Genomic DNA, 17,654 nt, shown 5'->3' on the forward strand with positions numbered 1-17,654 from the left:
TAATCGACTCGGTTTTTCAGGTCGATGTACAACGCCAGACACCTCGGTCGGCCCCCTCTCCCTACGGGAGAGGGCTGGGGTGAGGGTCAGCTTTTAAGTCACTCCGTCGGCACCAACCTGTCCAACAAACGGTTGACGGCCATCTCCGCCACCATCACCACCTGAGCAATACCCTGCACTGTCTTGCGGTGCGTACCTTCCACCATTGCCGCATGGTTGTTGAGCATCACCGTGGCCGAGCCGAGGGTTTCACTGGCATCGGCCAGCAGGGATTCGGTGTCGGCATTGGGATTGGCCATGTACAGCGTGTTCGGGGTGTAGGGCGTGGCCATCAGGTCGGCGTTGGTCGGGCCGAGGTAATGGTCGAGGGCGCGTTCGGCGGCTTCGTGGAATTTCTTCGAATCGGGGGATTCGTAGGGGGATGCCGGGTCTGCGAGCGGGGGGTTAGGCGTAGGTTTAATCATCTTCAGGTTCCGAAATTAAGCTGGAACCGCTTCTCTGCTAAAAGAAGGGGTGGCAGCTGAACGCAGGTTAGCAGACCGGGGAACCTAAGGAAGCCGGCGCGCCGAAGCGCCCTGCGCACAGCCGCCATCGAATGCAGGCGCTGAGCCTGACGATGATGTATGTGCACCCTTAGATTAACCACGGGCTGCTAAACCCGATCACTGGAAATCAGTGACGGAATCAAGTTACGCAGCATGCCCTAGGCGCACAAGCCGGCGGATTCTGGTGCATGCGTAGGCAGCGGCGCAAGGATTTGTAGGCTAGGGAGCCGTAACACCGGGTGTCTTTAAACGGCTGAGCTAAAGGGTGTTTATTACTCACAGAGATTTAGGATTTGTCTGTCGGATTGGGGTGGGGCGACTGGCGCTTTCGCGAGCAGGCTCGCTCCCACAGGGGGTCTGTGTCGTCCGCAAAATCCGGGATCACTGGAGATCCATTGTGGGAGCGAGCCTGCTCGCGAAGAGGCCAGTCGCAGTACCGAAAAGGCTGGATCAGCCCGCGGATGATCGTTCCCACGCTCTGCGTGGGAATGCCTCAACGGACGCTCTGCGTTCGGCTTTTTGGGACGCGGAGCGTCCCGGGCTGCATTCCCACGCGGAGCGTGGGAACGATCAATCAATGGACCAGCCCCGCCTCCACCAACAACTCCTCCAGCCCCAACAAATCCGGCACCTTCGCCACTTGCTCACCGACCTGCACCGCCGCCTGCTCCAGCGCACACAACGGCACATCGACATAACTCAACTGGCTATCAAGCTTGTACGACCGCGGAATCCCCTGCACCAGCAGCGCAATGAACTTCAACTCCGGCAACCCACCGAGCGCATTCAAAATCACGATCCGCGCGCGCTCGCCGATAACGATTTTCTGCCCGCAGGCCGACTCAAAACTGAGCAGAGGAATCTGCCGCTCACGCCACGTAACCTTGCCGAGATACCACGGCGGCGTATCCAGATCGAAGGCGCTGGCCTGGTAATCAATCAACTCAGCGACAGCGACGTTAGGCAGGATCAAATTACGATCCGCCAATGGCAACAGCAAACCGGTCAGTTGGCTGCTGCGCTGATTGTGCCGGCGCTCATGCATGTTTCTTGCTCCACTGGGCAATGCTTTCAAGCAGCACCGACTCTTGATACGGCTTGCCGAGGTAGTCGTTAACGCCGATGGCCATCGCGCGGTCGCGGTGTTTCTGCCCGGTGCGCGAGGTGATCATGATGATCGGCAGGTGTTGCAGGCGTTCGTCATTGCGCACCTGGGTGGCGACTTCGAAGCCGTCCATGCGCGGCATTTCGATGTCGAGCAGCATCAGGTCAGGCATGTGTTCTTCGAGCAGCAGCATGGCGTCGACACCGTCCTTGGCGGTCAGCACGTTCATGCCGTGGCGTTCGAGCAAACGGCTGGTGACCTTGCGCACGGTGACCGAGTCGTCGACCACCATCACCAGCAGCGGTTTGTGCGGTTCGCTGTCGATCTCCGGCAGCGTCGGCGCCTGCACAACCCGCGCCTGCATCGCACGGATCGGCGCGAGCAGATCGAGAATCAGCACCACCCGGCCATCGCCAAGAATCGTCGCGCCGGATACGCCCTGCACCGCCGCGAATTGCGCGCCAAGGCTTTTGACCACGATCTCGCGGGTGCCGGCCATGGTATCCACCAGCACCGCGATGCGCCGGTCGTTGTAGTGCACCAGCAGCACCGGCAACGGCAGGTTCTGCCCCAGCAGTTTCGGTCGTGGCGCGGTTTTCAGCAGTTCGCCGAGGTAGCACAGTTCATAGGTCTGGCCGCCGTACTGGTAACGCGGCGGATCAACCCGGAAGTGCCCTTCCAGGTCATTCGGCAACACGCGAACGATGCCTTCGATGGTGTTCAGCGGGATCGCATATTGATCCTCACCGCACTGCACCATCAGCGCACGGTTGACCGACACGGTGAACGGCAGCCGAATGCGGAAATGCACGCCCTGCCCCGGCACCGAGTCGATGCTCATGCTGCCGCCGAGTTGCCGCACTTCTTCGTGCACCACGTCCATGCCGACGCCACGTCCGGAAATCTGCGTGATTTTTTCGGCGGTCGAGAATCCCGGCTGCAGGATGAACTGCAACACGTCGCGGTCGCTGATCTCGGCATTCGGCGCGAGCAATCCACGCTTGATTGCTTTGCGCCGCACGGCTTCCAGCGGCACCCCGGCACCGTCATCGCGAATGTCGAAAACGATGTCACCGCCCTCGCGCGACAGATCGAGGCTGATCTGACCTTGCGCCGGTTTACCCGCCGCCAGCCGCACTTCGGCGGACTCCAGACCGTGGTCGACGGCGTTGCGCAGCATGTGTTCCAGCGGCGCGGCCATACGTTCGAGGACGTTGCGATCCATCTCGCCTTCAGCGTTGCCAATGACGAAGGCGACGTCTTTGTTCAGCTCTTCAGCGACCTGACGGACGATGCGTTTGAGGCGCGGCAACATGCGCTCGAACGGCACCATGCGCGTACGCATCAGACCTTCCTGCAATTCGGTGTTGATGCGGCCCTGTTGCTGCAACAGGTTCTCGGCGTCGTGATTGCGGCGGTCGAGGGTTTCCTTGAGGTCGAGCAAATCGGAAGCCGATTCGAACAGCGCCCGCGACAGTTGCTGCAACTGCGAATGGCGATCCATTTCCAGCGGGTCGAATTCTTCGTAACCGAGGCGTTCGGCATCGACTTGCTGACGACTGAGAATCCGCCCCTGGGTTTCAGTGTCGAGGCGGCGCAACTGATCGCGCATGCGCTCGATGGTGGTTTCCATCTCGTTCAGCGCGATCTGTGCGTCGTTGACCTGCTGTTCGATACGGCCACGGAAGATCGAGGTTTCCCCGGCCAGATTGACCAGCTCATCGAGCAGTTCGGCGGAGACCTTGACCATGTCCGCGCCAGCGTCGGCAGCCGGCGGCGCCGCGTCAGTCTTGACCGGAACAGGTGGCACTGGCGGCGTTTCAACCGTCGCCGGATGGCTGAAATTCTGGATTGCATTGATCAGCCGATCGGCCGGTGGACACGGTTGCCCGGCGCGCACGCCATCGAGCATTTGCGCCAGACGGTCATGGCCGCGCTGCACCAGCGCGAACAGCTCCGCCGATGGCTGCAAAGCGCCGCTGGAAAGACTTTCGTAAAGGTATTCCAGCTCATGCGCGAGGTCGCCGATCGGGCCGATCTCGACCATCCGCGCGCCACCCTTGAGCGTGTGCAGATCGCGCAGCAGGGTTTCCACTTCCTGACGATTGCCGGGCTCCGCCTGCCAACGCAGCAGCGCGGCGCCGGAGTTTTCGATGATGTCGAAACCTTCTTCGAGGAAGATTTCCAGCAGTTCAGGATCGTGGCCAGCGCTGTCGTGCTCGGCTATTGCAGGCGGCGCTTCGGCGACGCTGTGGCCCTGACGGACCTGACGAATCGTGTCGATCAGATCCTGCGCCGGGGTCAGCGGCTGATGGTTTTGCAGTTGATCAAGCAACAACGCCAAGCGGTCATGGCTCTTGAGCAGCAAGCGCCCCAGGCTTTCGCTGTAGTGATAGCGACGATCGACCAGACCTTCGTAAAGGCTTTCCAGCTCTTGAGCCAGATCGCCGATGGCCTCGACTTCGGCCATCCGCGCGCCGCCCTTGAGCGTATGCAGATCACGTTGCAACGAGGACAGCGGCGCGGCGTTGTCGGGATCGCTCAGCCAGCGCTGCAGGGCTTGGCCGGAGCTGTCGAGAATGTCGATCGCCTCTTCGAGGAAGATCTCGACAATCTCGTCATCGGGTTCAAGCGCCGTTGCCTTTTGCTGCAACTCAGCGGTGGCGCTGCCCAGTTCACGGATGCTCAAAGTGCGGCTGCCATCGCTGCGAATCAGGCCCATGGAAGAAGGATCGAGGCTCTGATCGAGCAGATCATGCAGCGCCCGAATCCGCGCCGGTTGCGGCGTGACTTCCTGACCGGCGGCCAGTTCGTCGAGCATGTTGATCAGTGCTTCGTGGGCGTTCTGCGCTTCCTGAAAAAACCGTTCGCTGACCGCCAGACTGCTTTCTTCCACCGCGCCATAGAGGTCGAGCAAGGCTTCACACAGCACGTCGACCGGCAGCAGATCGGCCATGTGTGCGCCTTCGCCAAGCGTCGTCAATTCATCCAGCAAGGCGCTGAGTTCCTGACGCTCGCCGGGATGTTGCTGCCAGCGCTGCAACAGGCTCTCAGCATCCAGCAGGATATCCATGCCCTGAGCGAGAAAGTTGTTGATCAGTTGCGGATCGCGCTTGATCCGCAGGCCGGTGTGCGGCGCATCGAGGATCGACGCCAGACGCTCGGCGAGCAGGGTTTCCGAGCGTTTGATCAGCGACTGCGCACCGACAATCGGCGCCAACGGATCATGCTTGAGCTGACGCAGACCCACACGGAACAGGCCCTCGGCTTCGAGGAGCAACTCCACTTCGTCGAGGTCCAGTGGCAACTGGTGCGCCTTGAACTCGCGGGCCAGTTGATCGAGCGGTGCAGCGAGTTCGGCAATCGGCAATACGCCAGCCATCGAGGCGCTGCCCTTGAGCGTGTGCAAGGCGCGCTGCAATTCATCGCTGGCCTGCAACGGCACGTGTTCGGCGGCCTGATCGAGAAAACGGTTGAGGCTAGCGAGGTGCGTTTCCGCTTCGTTGCGGAAGATTTCCAGCAACAACGGATCAAGCGCCGCCACATCGTCGACGTCTTCGGCCGCCAGCGGTTCATCACCCTTGGCCAAGGCATGTGCGCGGGCAGCAAGTTGGTCGACATCGCTGCGTTGACGTTGGCTGTTGGTGGCAAATTCGTTGATCAGTTCCGGCAGCAACAGCACCGTGTCGGTAAGCAGTTGCTGCACCACCGAACCGGGTTCGACGCTTTGTTCGAGCACGCGGTTAAGCAGGTTTTCCACCGCCCAGGCCAGCTCGCCGAGGATCAGCGCACGGACCATGCGCCCGCTGCCCTTCACGGTGTGGAAGGCGCGGCGCAGTTCAGTCAGCGCGTCGCGATCCTGCGGATTGGCAGTCCAGCGCGGCAGGTATTCGTGTAGAACTTCGAGGACCTCGTCGGTTTCTTCAAGGAACACTTCGCGCAGTTCATCGTCGACCGGCTCTTCATCGGCCGGTGGCGGCATCAGGCTGCCGGGGGTGATCAGTGCTGGCGGGTTGAGCGCAGACACCGGACTGGCCAGAACGTCGGCCAGCGACTGTACGGTTTCCGGATCGTCGAGCGCCTGCATGTCCTGCATCACCAGCGCTTCGCTGGGGCTGAGCACGTCGTCGAGCACCGGCACATGCGGCTCATTTGGAAAGAAACCGAGGCTGGCGAGGGACTTCTGCGCGACATCCAGCAACTGCTCGCTCGGCGCCTGCGGATCGTCGCTCAGACGTTCGAGGTAATACTCGAGGCTGCTGATGACATCGGCCAGATGATCCAGCTCTTCCCAACCCGGCTCGTGCGGATCAAGCAACAGATCTTCGCGGATAAAGCCGTTGCACGCCTCGACCAGACTTGCCGCGCGGTTCAACGGAATCATCGCCAGTGCCCCGCGCACCTGAGTCAGCAGCGCCGGCAACGGTTGCAGGTGCTGGCGATCCCAATCGGCGTCGATGTAGTCGACGATCATGTCCTTGGCCTGTTGCAGGCAGATGCGTGCTTCCTTGATGACGATCTGATGGATCTGCGTCAGGTCGGTGGTTGGCAGGCGCGTATCTTCCGGGCTTTCCGGCTCGACGGTGCCGACCATTCCGGCCAGCGTCGCTTCGACGTAGAGCAGCGCGCCGGCAACGTCCATCAGGATCGCGTCGTTCGGTTCGCGCTGGCCCTGAGCGAGGCTGAGCACCACGGCCAATTGATCAATGATGACTTTGCGCGGCTGGCCGAAACCGAGCACCGCGAGGGTGTCGGCGATCTGCCGCAGGGGTGCGAGCAGATTTTCCAGATCCGAGGTGTGCTGGCGGTCGCTGCGCACGAACAGGTCGAGGCGCTCCTTGACCCGCACCAGTTCTTCACACAACGCCGCCAGCACCGAGCGCATCGCATCGCGGTCGGGGCCGGCCAGGCGCGCGCGTTCTTCGTCGACCATCGCGCTGTCGGGCAACGCGTCGTCCAGGGAGTAGCGATCTTTCATGGTCAGCATCTGCCCGGTGGGATGTTCGGCTTTGGCAATATAGAACAACAGGCTTTTCAGCAGCTCGGCAGGCGCTGGCTGATTGAGGCCAGCCATGCCTTGCTCAAGCAGGCGCTTGAGCTCTTTGTCGGCGTCCTTGAACAGACTGCGCAGCGCCGGGCTGTTGGCGATGACGCCTTCGCGCATGCCTTCGACCAGCGCTGAGGCGACTTGCCACAATGGGCTCAGAGGCGAATCACCGCTCAGCGTTTCGAGGCGGGTGAAGACTTTCGCCAGATACTCGAGATGCGTCTGGTCATCCTGCTCGCGCAACAAACCGACCAAAGCCATTTGCAGCATCTGGCGCAATTTGCGCAGCACGTTCGGCAACTCTGCCGGCTCAAGCCGCGCCAGTGCTTCGGCGCTTAAGGGCGGTAACTCAGGCAGTAGCGGGCTGAACAAACTGGTTTCCGAGAGCAGGCTTTCACCACGAGCACTACGCAGATCGTTGAGCAGCGGCAGCACCACCAGCGGCAGATCTCGGCGGGCGCTCTGCACGCGGTCGAGGTAGATCGGCAATTGCCCGAGCGCTTGCAACAACAGGTGCAGGGCTTCGTCGCGGTGGCTGACGCGTTCGTGTTGCAGGGCTTCAACCAGATGCTCCATTTCTTCGGCGAGCAAGGCTGCGCCGTAGAACTCGACCATCTGCAGGCTGCCATGGACCTGATGGATGTAATCCAGGCACTCGTCCAGCCCGGGAAAAGCCTGCGGATCATCGAGCACGGCTTCAATCGCCTGATGCGCCAGCTTCAGCGTTTCGGCAATTTCGCCTTTGACCCATTCCAGGGCCACATAGTCGTGCCGATCACCCATAACCACTCCACTCACGCTTTATCTGTCGCCGCCGGCAAGGTGAAGCCGGACACCGAACGCCGTAACTGACTGGCCATTTTCGTCAGGTTGCCGATGCTCTCGGCCGTGGCCGTGGAGCCGGACGAAGTCTGCGAGGTGATCTGCTGGATCACGTTCATCGTCAGGGAAATCTGCCCGGCCGACGTCGTCTGCTGCTGCGCCGCGTTGGAGATGCTTTGAATCAGCGCCGCGAGGGTTTTCGACACGCCTTCGATTTCTTCCAGGGCCACACCGGCATCCTGCGCCAGTCGCGCGCCGCGCACCACTTCGGTGGTGGTTTGCTCCATGGAAATTACGGCTTCGTTGGTGTCGGTCTGAATCGCCCGCACCAGGGTTTCGATCTGCCGGGTGGCGGCGGACGAGCGTTCGGCCAGCCGCTGCACTTCATCGGCGACCACGGCAAAACCGCGCCCGGCATCACCGGCCATCGACGCCTGAATCGCCGCGTTAAGGGCGAGGATGTTGGTCTGGTCAGCGATGTCGTCGATCAGGCTGACGATGTCGCCGATTTCCTGCGACGACTCGCCCAGACGCTTGATGCGTTTGGCGGTGTCCTGGATCTGTTCGCGAATGTTGTCCATGCCGTGGATGGTGTTGTGCACCACCTCGTTGCCCTTGTTGGCGATCTCCACGGAGCGCTCGGCGACCGCTGAAGACTCGGCGGCGTTGGCCGAAACCTGATCGATGGACTCGGCCATGTCGCTGATCGCCGTCGAGGCTTCGGAAATCTGCTGGGCCTGATGTTCCGAGGCCTGCGCCAGGTGCATGGCGGTGGCCTGGGTTTCCTGCACCGCAGCGGCGACCTGGCCGGCGGTGAGGTTGATCGTCGCGACGAGATCGCGCAGTTGGTCGACGGAATAGTTGATCGAGTCAGCAATGGTGCCGGTGAAGTCTTCGGTCACCGAGGCGGTCACGGTGAGGTCGCCATCAGCGAGGTCTTCGATTTCGTCGAGCAGACGCATGATCGCGTTCTGGTTGCGCTCGTTCTTCTCGGCAGTTTCACGCAGTTGCCGGTTGGTTTCACGAACCATGACCATGCCGATCAGGATGATCGAGGCCAGCGCCAGCAAACCGAGGACGTAACCGCCGATGGTGTCGGTGTTGCGCCCACCGGCAAGGTTCTCAAAGCGAGTGGCCAGGTGCGAGGCTTCGTCGAGCAGGGTTTGCGAGAGGCTGAAGATATTGCTCGCCGATTCACGAACCTTGAACAGCTCCGGCGAGGTCTCGAGGATTTCATCGACGGAGCCGGAGACAAACTGGAACAGCTCGGAAATCTCACTCAAACGGGCACGGGCGTCGCGGTCTTCGACCTGGCTGATTTTCAGGGTCGGGTTGCCTTGCAGCATGCCGTTGAGCACTTGTCCGAAACGGGTGGCATCGCGGCCAAAAGCATCAGCGGCTTGCTGGGAGTTTTCGTCGCCGGCGAGCACAGTGTTGACCGCGCCGAGGATGCGTTCGGCGAGCAGCGATTGACGCTGGGCCATCGCCACTTGCGCCGCTGGGGCACCACGCTGGAGGAGGATTTCGACGACTTTTTCGTATTCGATCTGCAACTGCGGTACGGTTTCGGCCAGGGTCGCGGCGACCTGATGCAGCGACAGCACGGTCTGTTCGCTGGAGAGAATCGCGTCGGTATTTTTCAGCAGGCGTTCCCAGTCGAGCTGCACGGCGCGCATTTCCGGGCGCACGGTGGCCGGTGCTGGCGGCAGGCCAGTGGCCGGATCACCTTTTTTCAGGTAACCCCAGCGCTGGGCGAAATCGTTGCGCGCATCGCTGAGCAGCTTGAACGCGGCAGCCTTGCCGGCGGCGGCTTCGGTGGCGTTCTTGGCGATGCGCTGCGAGAGCACGCGCAGCTCACCGGCGTGGCCGATGTACTGTTTGTCGTAGTTCGCCTGGGTATTGAGGTACGCGAAGTTGGCGAACAGCAGCATGATGAACACGATCAGTGCGATGAACAGCACGATGATCTGCGAGCGACTGCGCGATCCTTCCGCCGGCTTGCCTGTTTTTGCTTTTGTCATCGGTCCTCGCCCTTAACCCACACCTTTGAGGCCTGCTGCAATCCCTGTGGGAGCGAGCCTGCTCGCGAAAGCGCTGGGTCAGCCAATATTTATCTTGCCTGACACGCCCTCTTCGCGAGCAGGCTCGCTCCCACAGGGGACGGTGTTGAATCTGTTATATCGCCACGCTCATGAATACCGGGGATTTGGCCAGCGCAAACAGGCTGAACACCCGCCAGTTCTGTTCGCGGCGGAAATAGCCTTTGACGAACTCGGCCTTGGAGCCCTGGCGCTTGCTGATCGAGATCGGTTCGAAGCTGTCCTGCTCGAAATGCTGCAGACCAATCACCTCATCGACCATCAACCCGGCAAACACATCGCCATGCTCGACCACCAACACCCGCCGTTGTTTACGCAACGGCGACAGCTCATGGCCGAAGAAACCGCACAGATCCATGATCGGCAACAGCCGCCCGCGCAGGTTAGCCACGCCTTTGACCCACGGCTTGACCCCGGGCAACTGGGTGAAGCGCGGTTCGTGCAGCACTTCGCTGACTTCGCCCATCGGCGCCACATACCAGTGTTCGCCGAGGCGAAAGCCGATGCCGCTCCAGCGATCCTGGCGCGCCGGTTGCGACGGCAGGTCCGCCGCCAGCAAGCGGCAGCGCTGGTCGATCTGCCAGAGCAGTTCGAACGCGGTCAGCGATTCGCTCATGATCGCGCGATCAGCCTTTGAGCACGTTGTTCAGGGTCTTGATCAGGGTGTCTTCGTCGACCGGTTTGGTCAGGTAGTCCTTGGCGCCCTGACGGGTGCCCCAGACCTTGTCGGTTTCCTGATCCTTGGTGGTGATGATGATCACCGGGATGTGGCTGGTGTCGGCATCCTTGGTCAACTGGCGGGTGGCCTGAAAACCGTTGAGGCCGGGCATGACGATGTCCATCAGCACGGCGTCGGGTTTTTCCTGACGGGCCAGGGCCACGCCGTCGGCGCCGTTTTCGGCCTTCAGCACTTCATGGCCGTGCTTTTCGAGCATGCCGGTCAGTTTGTACATTTCAGTCGGCGAATCATCGACGATCAGGATACGTGCCATGGTTTTCCCCATTTTTCTTGTCGACCCCCGGCCCACTGGCCGAGCGTCACTGTACGTGTCTTACTGCGGCAAAACGGCGGCGAAGCCCGGAACATGGGCCTGGATCGCGCTGAGCAGCTCTTCCTTGCTGAACGGCTTGGTCAAAAATTGATCGGAACCGACAATCCGCCCCTTGGCCTTGTCGAACAGCCCGTCACGCGATGACAGCATAATCACCGGCGTGGCCTTGAACGCACTGTTGTTCTTGATTAAAGCGCAGGTCTGATAACCATCCAGACGCGGCATCATGATGTCGACAAAAATGATCCCGGGATGGTTATCGGCGATCTTGGCCAAGGCGTCGAAACCGTCGATCGCCGTGATCACTTCGCAACCGACATTCTTCAACAATGTTTCGGCGGTGCGACGAATCGTTTTCGAGTCGTCGATCACCATGACCTTCAAGGCGCTGGACTGCTGTTCCATAAGAGGGCTCTACCGTCGCCTTTGCGAATCAAATTGTCCGTTTTGCGATGACTGATGGCTGGAAACCCTTGATGCTCAAGGGCCAGCACGGCATGGCAGCCTTTTTAGCACAGTCTCCAGATGCAATCTATCGACGGGTTTTTCCTTGACCGAAAACCCGCCCGGCGCCACTCTGGCGGCACTTTTTCAATACCGATCCGGTAGCCAATTTTCGAGGAAAACCCAATGAGCGTTCGCGTCGGGATTGTCATGGACCCTATCGCCAGCATCTCCTATAAAAAGGATAGCTCGCTGGCCATGCTGCTGGCCGCACAGAAGCGCGGCTGGGAACTGTTCTATATGGAACAGCGCGACCTGTATCAGGCTGAAGGTCAGGCCCGGGCGCGCATGAAGCCGCTGAAAGTCTTCGCCAACCCGGAAAAGTGGTTCGAACTGGACGCCGAGCAGGACAACCTGCTGAACGATCTGGACGTGATCCTGATGCGCAAGGATCCGCCGTTCGACATGGAGTTTGTCTACTCCACCTACCTGCTCGAACAGGCCGAAACCGCTGGCGTGCTGGTGGTGAACAAGCCGCAGAGCCTGCGCGACTGCAATGAAAAGCTGTTCGCCACGCTGTTCCCGCAGTGCACACCGCCAACCATCGTCAGCCGCCGCGCCGACGTGCTGCGCGAATTCGCCGCCAAGCACGGCGACGTGATCCTCAAGCCGCTGGACGGCATGGGCGGCACGTCGATCTTCCGTCACCGCGCGGGCGACCCGAACCTGTCGGTGATTCTGGAAACCCTGACCGCCCTCGGTGGCCAGCAGATCATGGGCCAGGCTTACCTGCCGGCAATCAAGGACGGCGACAAACGCATCCTGATGATCGACGGCGAGCCGGTGGATTACTGCCTGGCGCGGATTCCGGCGCAGGGCGAAACCCGTGGCAACCTCGCGGCCGGTGGCCGTGGTGAAGCGCGCCCGCTGACCGACAAGGATCGCTGGATCGCTGCCCAAGTGGGCCCGACCCTGCGTGAGAAAGGCCTGCTGTTCGTTGGCCTCGATGTGATCGGTGAAAGCCTCACTGAAATCAACGTCACCAGCCCGACCTGCATCCGTGAAATCGACAATGCCTTCGGCACTGACATTGGCGGCATGCTCATGGATGCGATCGCCAAGAAGCTGCAAGCCGCCGGCAAAAAGCCACAAGCTTGATGCACGTCACATGCAGTCTGTCGCTTGAAGCGTGAAGCCCAAGGCGTGAAACCAACATTGCGTTATCATGCGCAGCCTCTGAAAAACGCGATGTTGGTTTTCTTGTCATGACCCTCCCGTCCGATCTGCCCGCAGAACTCGCCCACCGTGGCGTGCGCCCGGCCGATCGCCTCGGTTTTACCCTATTCCTCGCGGCGCTGATTCATTTGGCGCTGCTGCTCGGCGTCGGCTTCACGATGGTCGAGCCCAAGCAAATCAGCAAAACCCTGGAAATCACCCTCGCCACTTTCAAGAGCGAAAAGAAGCCGGAGAAGGCTGACTTTCTCGCCCAAGAGCATCAGGAAGGCAGCGGCACGCTGGACAAGAAGGCGATCCCCAAAACCACTGAGGTGGCGCCGTTCCAGGACAATCAGGTCAAAAAAGTCACCCCGCCACCGGCCGCCAAACCGGAAGTGCAGGAGGCCGCGCCGAAGGCTGCGGTGACCACCGTCGCGCCAAAGCCGAAAAAAGCACCGACCAAGAAAGAAGAAAGCAAGACCGAGGTCAAACCGACGGTTGATGCGCCGGAATTCGACAGCTCGCAGCTGTCCAGCGACATCGCCAGCCTCGAAGCGGAACTGGCCAAGGAACAACAGCTGTACGCCAAGCGCCCGCGTATTCACCGCTTGAGCGCGGCATCGACCATGCGCGACAAGGGTGCCTGGTACAAGGACGACTGGCGCAAGAAGGTCGAGCGCATCGGTAACCTCAATTACCCCGAGGAAGCACGGCGCAAACAGATCTACGGCAATTTGCGCCTGATGGTTTCGATCAACCGCGACGGCTCGCTGTATGAAGTGCTGGTGCTGGAATCCTCCGGCCAGCCGCTGCTGGATCAGGCGGCGCAGCGCATTGTTCGACTGGCGGCACCGTTTGCCCCGTTTACCGGGGACTTGTCGGATATCGACCGTCTGGAAATCATTCGCACCTGGAAATTCGCCCGCGGCGACAAGCTCTCGAGCAATTGACACACTGTAGACCCCTTGTAGGAGTGAGCCTGCTCGCGATAGCAGTGCGTCAGTCAACTATTTTGGTTCTGGCACACCGCTATCGCGAGCAGGCTCACTCCTACAGTTGATCGGTGTGTTGCTTACATCTCCAGCTTGTCAGTTCGCCCCCCGAACGCCACACTAGCGCACATGAAAAACGTCAGCCCCAGCTACCTCAAGCATCAATTCCTGATCGCCATGCCACACATGGCCGACCCGAACTTTGCCCACACCTTGACCTACATCGTCGAGCACACGGCCAATGGCGCTATGGGGATTGTGGTCAACCGGCCGCAAGAGCTGAATCTGGCCGACATCCTTGAGCAATTGCGCCCCGACATCGACCCGCCAGCACTGTGCCAGCACGTACCGATTTTCATCGGCGGCCCGGTGCAGACCGATCGCGGTTTCGTCCTGCACCCCGCGGGCAAGACCTTTCAGGCCACCGCGCAACTGGACGGCGATCTGGCCCTGTCGACCTCGCAGGATGTGCTGTTCGCCATCGCGGACGGCGTCGGCCCGGCGAAAAGCCTGATTGCCCTCGGTTACGCCGGTTGGGAAGCCGGGCAACTGGAAGCGGAACTCGCCGACAACGCCTGGCTGAACTGCCCGTACGACGCCGACATCCTGTTCAACACCAGCAGCGAACTGCGCCTCGAAGCAGCGGCCAGGCACTTGGGGATCAACCTCAGCCTGCTGACCAGCCAGGCAGGTCACGCCTGATGGCCCTGCGCCTGATTCTCGGCTTCGACTACGGCACCAAACAGATCGGCGTCGCGGTCGGCCAGGTGATTACCGGCCAGGCCCGCGAGCTGTGCACCTTGAAGGCACAGAACGGCGTCCCCGACTGGAACCAGGTCGAAGCCCTTATAAAGGAATGGAAGCCCGACGCCGTGGTCGTCGGCCTGCCGCTGAACATGGACGGCACGCCGAGCGAAATGTGCCTGCGCGCAGAGAAATTCGCCCGCCGCCTCAATGGCCGCTTCAATGTGCCCTTCTATACCCACGACGAACGCCTGACCACCTTCGAGGCCAAAGGCGAGCGTCTGGTGCGTGGCGGCCAAAAGGGCAGTTACCGCGACAACCCGGTGGACGCCATCGCCGCAGCTCTGCTGTTGCAGGGCTGGCTCGATGAAAACACTGCATTGTTTGAATCCTGACAAGCGCTTCGGCGCTTTTCTTTTGAGTGAAAAACCGAGTTGCGTCCAAGGACCTGACTCGCCCCAACAAGGAGCAACCATGAGCCTGCCAAATCCCGCCGATCTGATCAGCCAGATGGCGACCCGCCTCAAGGCGCACCTTGCCCAGCGTGACATCACTGAACCGCGTTACATCGGCATTCGCACTGGCGGCATCTGGGTCGCGCAGGCCTTGCTCAAGGAACTGGGCAGCGACGCGCCACTGGGCACGCTGGATGTGTCCTTTTACCGCGACGACTTCAGCCAGAACGGCCTGCACCCGCAAGTGCGCCCGTCCGCCCTGCCCTTCGAGATCGAAGGCCAGCATCTGGTGTTGATCGACGACGTACTGATGAGCGGCCGCACCATCCGCGCCGCCATGAACGAATTGTTCGACTACGGCCGTCCGGCCAGCGTGACCCTGGTCTGCCTGCTCGATCTGGACGCCAGCGAGCTGCCGATCCGCCCGAATGTGGTCGGCGCGACCTTGTCGCTGGCCGCTCACGAACGGGTCAAGCTGTCCGGCCCCGAGCCGCTGACGCTCGAACTGCAAGACTTCAACCTTTAATCCGCCCTATTGAGAGTCCCCCTCGCGATGACGCCTCTAGATACCAAGCGCCCGCTGCAGCTCAATGATCAGGGCCAGCTGCGCCACTTCCTCTCGCTCGACGGCCTGCGCCGCGAGTTGCTGACGGAAATCCTCGACACTGCCGACTCGTTCCTCGAAGTCGGTGCCCGGGCGGTGAAGAAAGTCCCGTTGCTGCGCGGCAAGACCGTGTGCAACGTGTTCTTCGAAAACTCCACGCGCACCCGCACCACCTTCGAACTGGCCGCCCAGCGACTGTCGGCAGACGTGATCACCCTGAACGTGTCGACCTCGTCGGCCAGCAAGGGCGAAACCCTGCTCGACACCTTGCGCAACCTCGAAGCCATGGCCGCCGACATGTTCGTCGTACGCCACGGTGATTCCGGTGCCGCGCACTTCATCGCCGAGCATGTTTGCCCGCAAGTGGCGATCATCAACGGCGGCGACGGCCGTCACGCGCACCCGACGCAGGGCATGCTCGACATGCTCACCATCCGTCGGCACAAGGGCGGTTTCGAAAACCTCTCGGTGGCCATCGTCGGCGACATCCTGCACTCGCGGGTTGCGCGCTCGAACATGCTCGCGCTGAAAACCCTCGGTTGCCCGGACATCCGCGTGATCGCGCCGAAAACCCTGTTGCCGATCGGCATCGAGCAATACGGCGTGAAGGTCTACACCGACATGACCGAAGGCCTCAAGGACGTCGACGTGGTGATCATGCTGCGCCTGCAGCGTGAACGCATGACCGGCGGCCTGCTGCCGAGCGAAGGCGAGTTCTACCGCCTGTTCGGTCTGACCACCGCGCGTCTGGCCGGGGCCAAACCCGATTGCATCGTCATGCACCCGGGGCCGATCAACCGTGGCGTGGAAATCGAGTCCGCAGTGGCCGACGGCCCGCACTCGGTGATCCTCAATCAGGTCACCTACGGCATTGCCATTCGTATGGCCGTGCTGTCCATGGCCATGAGCGGGCAAACGGCCCAGCGCCAATTCGAGCAGGAGAACGCCCAGTGAAGCTCAGCATTCTCGGCGCACGCGTCATCGATCCAAGCAGCGGCCTGGATCAAGTTACCGACATTCACGTTGAAGCCTGCAAGATCGTCGCCCTCGGCGCGGCCCCAGCGGGTTTCACGGCAGTAGAAACCATTGATGCCCAAGGCCTCGTTGCCGCTCCGGGCCTCGTCGATCTGAACGTGGCCCTGCGCGAGCCGGGTTACAGCCGTAAAGGCTCGATCATCAGCGAAACCCGCGCCGCGGCCGCCGGCGGTGTGACCAGCCTGTGCTGCCCGCCGAAGACCAAACCGGTGCTCGACACCTCCGCCGTGGCCGAACTGATCCTCGACCGCGCTCGCGAGGCCGGCAACACCAAGGTGTTCCCGATTGGCGCACTGAGCAAAGGTCTGGACGGCGAGCAACTGGCTGAGTTGGTGGCGCTGCGCGACGCTGGTTGTGTGGCGTTCGGCAACGGTCTCGAAAGCTTCCGCAACACCCGCACCCTGTGCCGGGCGCTGGAATACGCAGCGACCTTCGACCTGACGGTGATTTTCAACTCACAGGATCACGATCTGGCCGAAGGTGGTTTGGCTCATGAAGGCGCGGTGGCCAGTTTCCTCGGTCTGCCGGGGATTCCGGAAACCGCTGAGACCGTGGCCTTGGCCCGGGATCTGTTGCTGGTCGAGCAGACTGGCGTGCGTGCGCACTTCAGCCAGTTGACCAGCGCTCGCGGCGTTGCCCTGATCGCTCAGGCGCAGGCCCGTGGTTTGAAGGTGACGGCGGATGTTGCGCTGTATCAGCTGATTCTGACTGACGAAGCATTGATCGACTTCAGCAGTCTGTATCACGTGCAGCCACCGCTGCGTACGCGTGCTGACCGCGATGGTTTGCGTGCAGCGGTGAAGTCCGGTGTTGTATCGGCGATCTCCAGCCATCACCAGCCGCACGAGCGTGACGCCAAACTGGCACCGTTCGGCGCGACCGAACCGGGCATCAGCAGTGTTGAGCTGTTGCTGCCGTTGGCGATGACGCTGGTTGAGGATGGCTTGCTCGATCTGCCGACCTTGCTGGCGCGTTTGAGCGCAGGCCCGGCTGAAGCGCTGCGCCTGCCGGCCGGCAAACTGGCGGTGGGTGGGGCGGCGGATATCGTGCTGTTCGATCCGCAGGCTTCGACGGTGGCCGGTGAAAACTGGTTGTCGAAGGGTGAGAACTGCCCGTTCATTGGGCACACTTTGCCGGGTGTGGTTCGCTACACGCTGGTGGATGGGCGGATCAGTCACCAGGCGTAAACTCTAATGATCGCAGCCTGTAGTGGGCTGCGATCTGTTGGACTTCGGTTAGTAACACCAAATTGTCTAATTACTAAAATTCCGCTCAGCTCCCTTCCTGAACCAGCACATACACTCGTTTAATACCCGCTATTTGCCCCCCATCAACAGGTGTAGGAAAAGGCACGCGAGCCACAAAGAAATTTCCGACACCTTTCTTTCCTACGAAAATAACTTCGGCACAACCAGAAACAGACTACAAAATTTCCATATCCAAGTTTAATACGCTACCCCTAATATAAAACCTGCAAAAAGGACGACAATCACCA

14 protein-coding genes are annotated in these 17,654 nt (G+C 61.1%); 7 read left to right on the top strand and 7 right to left on the bottom strand.

Going from position 1 to position 17,654, the window contains the following annotated elements:
• Positions 1–98 precede the first annotated feature (98 nt).
• The 7 genes from AC5SEM_RS23960 to pilG form a co-directional block, all read right to left on the bottom strand.
• Positions 99–464: a DUF6124 family protein gene (locus AC5SEM_RS23960; protein WP_077574893.1), complete on the bottom strand. Its 366-nt coding sequence runs from the start codon at positions 462–464 to the stop codon at positions 99–101.
• 655 nt (positions 465–1,119) lie between these two features.
• A complete protein-coding gene (locus AC5SEM_RS23965; protein ID WP_034153648.1) occupies positions 1,120–1,590 on the bottom strand; it encodes a chemotaxis protein CheW in 471 nt (156 codons plus the stop codon).
• Complete coding sequence (locus AC5SEM_RS23970) at positions 1,583–7,480, bottom strand: hybrid sensor histidine kinase/response regulator (RefSeq protein WP_495471422.1); 5,898 nt, start codon at positions 7,478–7,480, stop codon at positions 1,583–1,585. Before AC5SEM_RS23970 ends, AC5SEM_RS23965 begins: the two co-directional genes overlap by 8 nt.
• 11 nt (positions 7,481–7,491) lie before the next feature.
• Positions 7,492–9,540 (bottom strand): methyl-accepting chemotaxis protein, encoded by a 2,049-nt coding sequence (locus AC5SEM_RS23975; RefSeq protein ID WP_093429842.1) that lies wholly within the window; start codon positions 9,538–9,540, stop codon positions 7,492–7,494.
• A gap of 154 nt (positions 9,541–9,694) precedes the next feature.
• On the bottom strand, positions 9,695–10,234 hold the full coding sequence (locus AC5SEM_RS23980; RefSeq protein ID WP_007913675.1) for a chemotaxis protein CheW: 540 nt from the start codon (positions 10,232–10,234) through the stop codon (positions 9,695–9,697).
• Between the two features lie 10 nt (positions 10,235–10,244).
• Positions 10,245–10,610: a twitching motility response regulator PilH gene (pilH, locus tag AC5SEM_RS23985; protein WP_007913674.1), complete on the bottom strand. Its 366-nt coding sequence runs from the start codon at positions 10,608–10,610 to the stop codon at positions 10,245–10,247.
• Positions 10,611–10,670: 60 nt separating this feature from the next.
• On the bottom strand, positions 10,671–11,075 hold the full coding sequence (gene pilG / locus AC5SEM_RS23990; protein WP_116028398.1) for a twitching motility response regulator PilG: 405 nt from the start codon (positions 11,073–11,075) through the stop codon (positions 10,671–10,673).
• A 225-nt stretch (positions 11,076–11,300) separates the two neighbouring features.
• Here pilG and gshB point away from each other — a divergent pair, with 225 nt between their 5' ends.
• From gshB to AC5SEM_RS24025, 7 genes are all read left to right on the top strand, one after another.
• Entirely contained in the window at positions 11,301–12,272 is a 972-nt protein-coding gene (gene gshB, locus AC5SEM_RS23995; RefSeq protein ID WP_495471423.1) for a glutathione synthase, read from the top strand.
• Between the two features lie 107 nt (positions 12,273–12,379).
• Positions 12,380–13,279, top strand: coding sequence for an energy transducer TonB (locus AC5SEM_RS24000; RefSeq protein ID WP_038358807.1), 900 nt, complete (start codon positions 12,380–12,382; stop codon positions 13,277–13,279).
• 171 nt (positions 13,280–13,450) lie between these two features.
• Positions 13,451–14,023 (top strand): YqgE/AlgH family protein, encoded by a 573-nt coding sequence (locus AC5SEM_RS24005; protein ID WP_016985971.1) that lies wholly within the window; start codon positions 13,451–13,453, stop codon positions 14,021–14,023.
• On the top strand, positions 14,023–14,460 hold the full coding sequence (gene ruvX, locus AC5SEM_RS24010; protein WP_008077844.1) for a Holliday junction resolvase RuvX: 438 nt from the start codon (positions 14,023–14,025) through the stop codon (positions 14,458–14,460). The genes AC5SEM_RS24005 and ruvX overlap by 1 nt, the downstream gene beginning before the upstream one ends.
• A 79-nt stretch (positions 14,461–14,539) precedes the next feature.
• On the top strand, positions 14,540–15,046 hold the full coding sequence (gene pyrR, locus AC5SEM_RS24015; RefSeq protein ID WP_495471424.1) for a bifunctional pyr operon transcriptional regulator/uracil phosphoribosyltransferase PyrR: 507 nt from the start codon (positions 14,540–14,542) through the stop codon (positions 15,044–15,046).
• Positions 15,047–15,073: 27 nt separating this feature from the next.
• Positions 15,074–16,078 carry an aspartate carbamoyltransferase catalytic subunit gene (locus tag AC5SEM_RS24020; RefSeq protein WP_007913665.1) on the top strand — a complete coding sequence of 335 codons (1,005 nt, stop codon included), beginning with the start codon at positions 15,074–15,076 and terminating at the stop codon, positions 16,076–16,078.
• On the top strand, positions 16,075–17,346 hold the full coding sequence (locus AC5SEM_RS24025) for a dihydroorotase (protein WP_495471425.1): 1,272 nt from the start codon (positions 16,075–16,077) through the stop codon (positions 17,344–17,346). Before AC5SEM_RS24020 ends, AC5SEM_RS24025 begins: the two co-directional genes overlap by 4 nt.
• The last annotated feature ends 308 nt before the right edge of the window (positions 17,347–17,654 follow it).

Source organism: Pseudomonas sp. CH61, assembly GCF_059429415.1.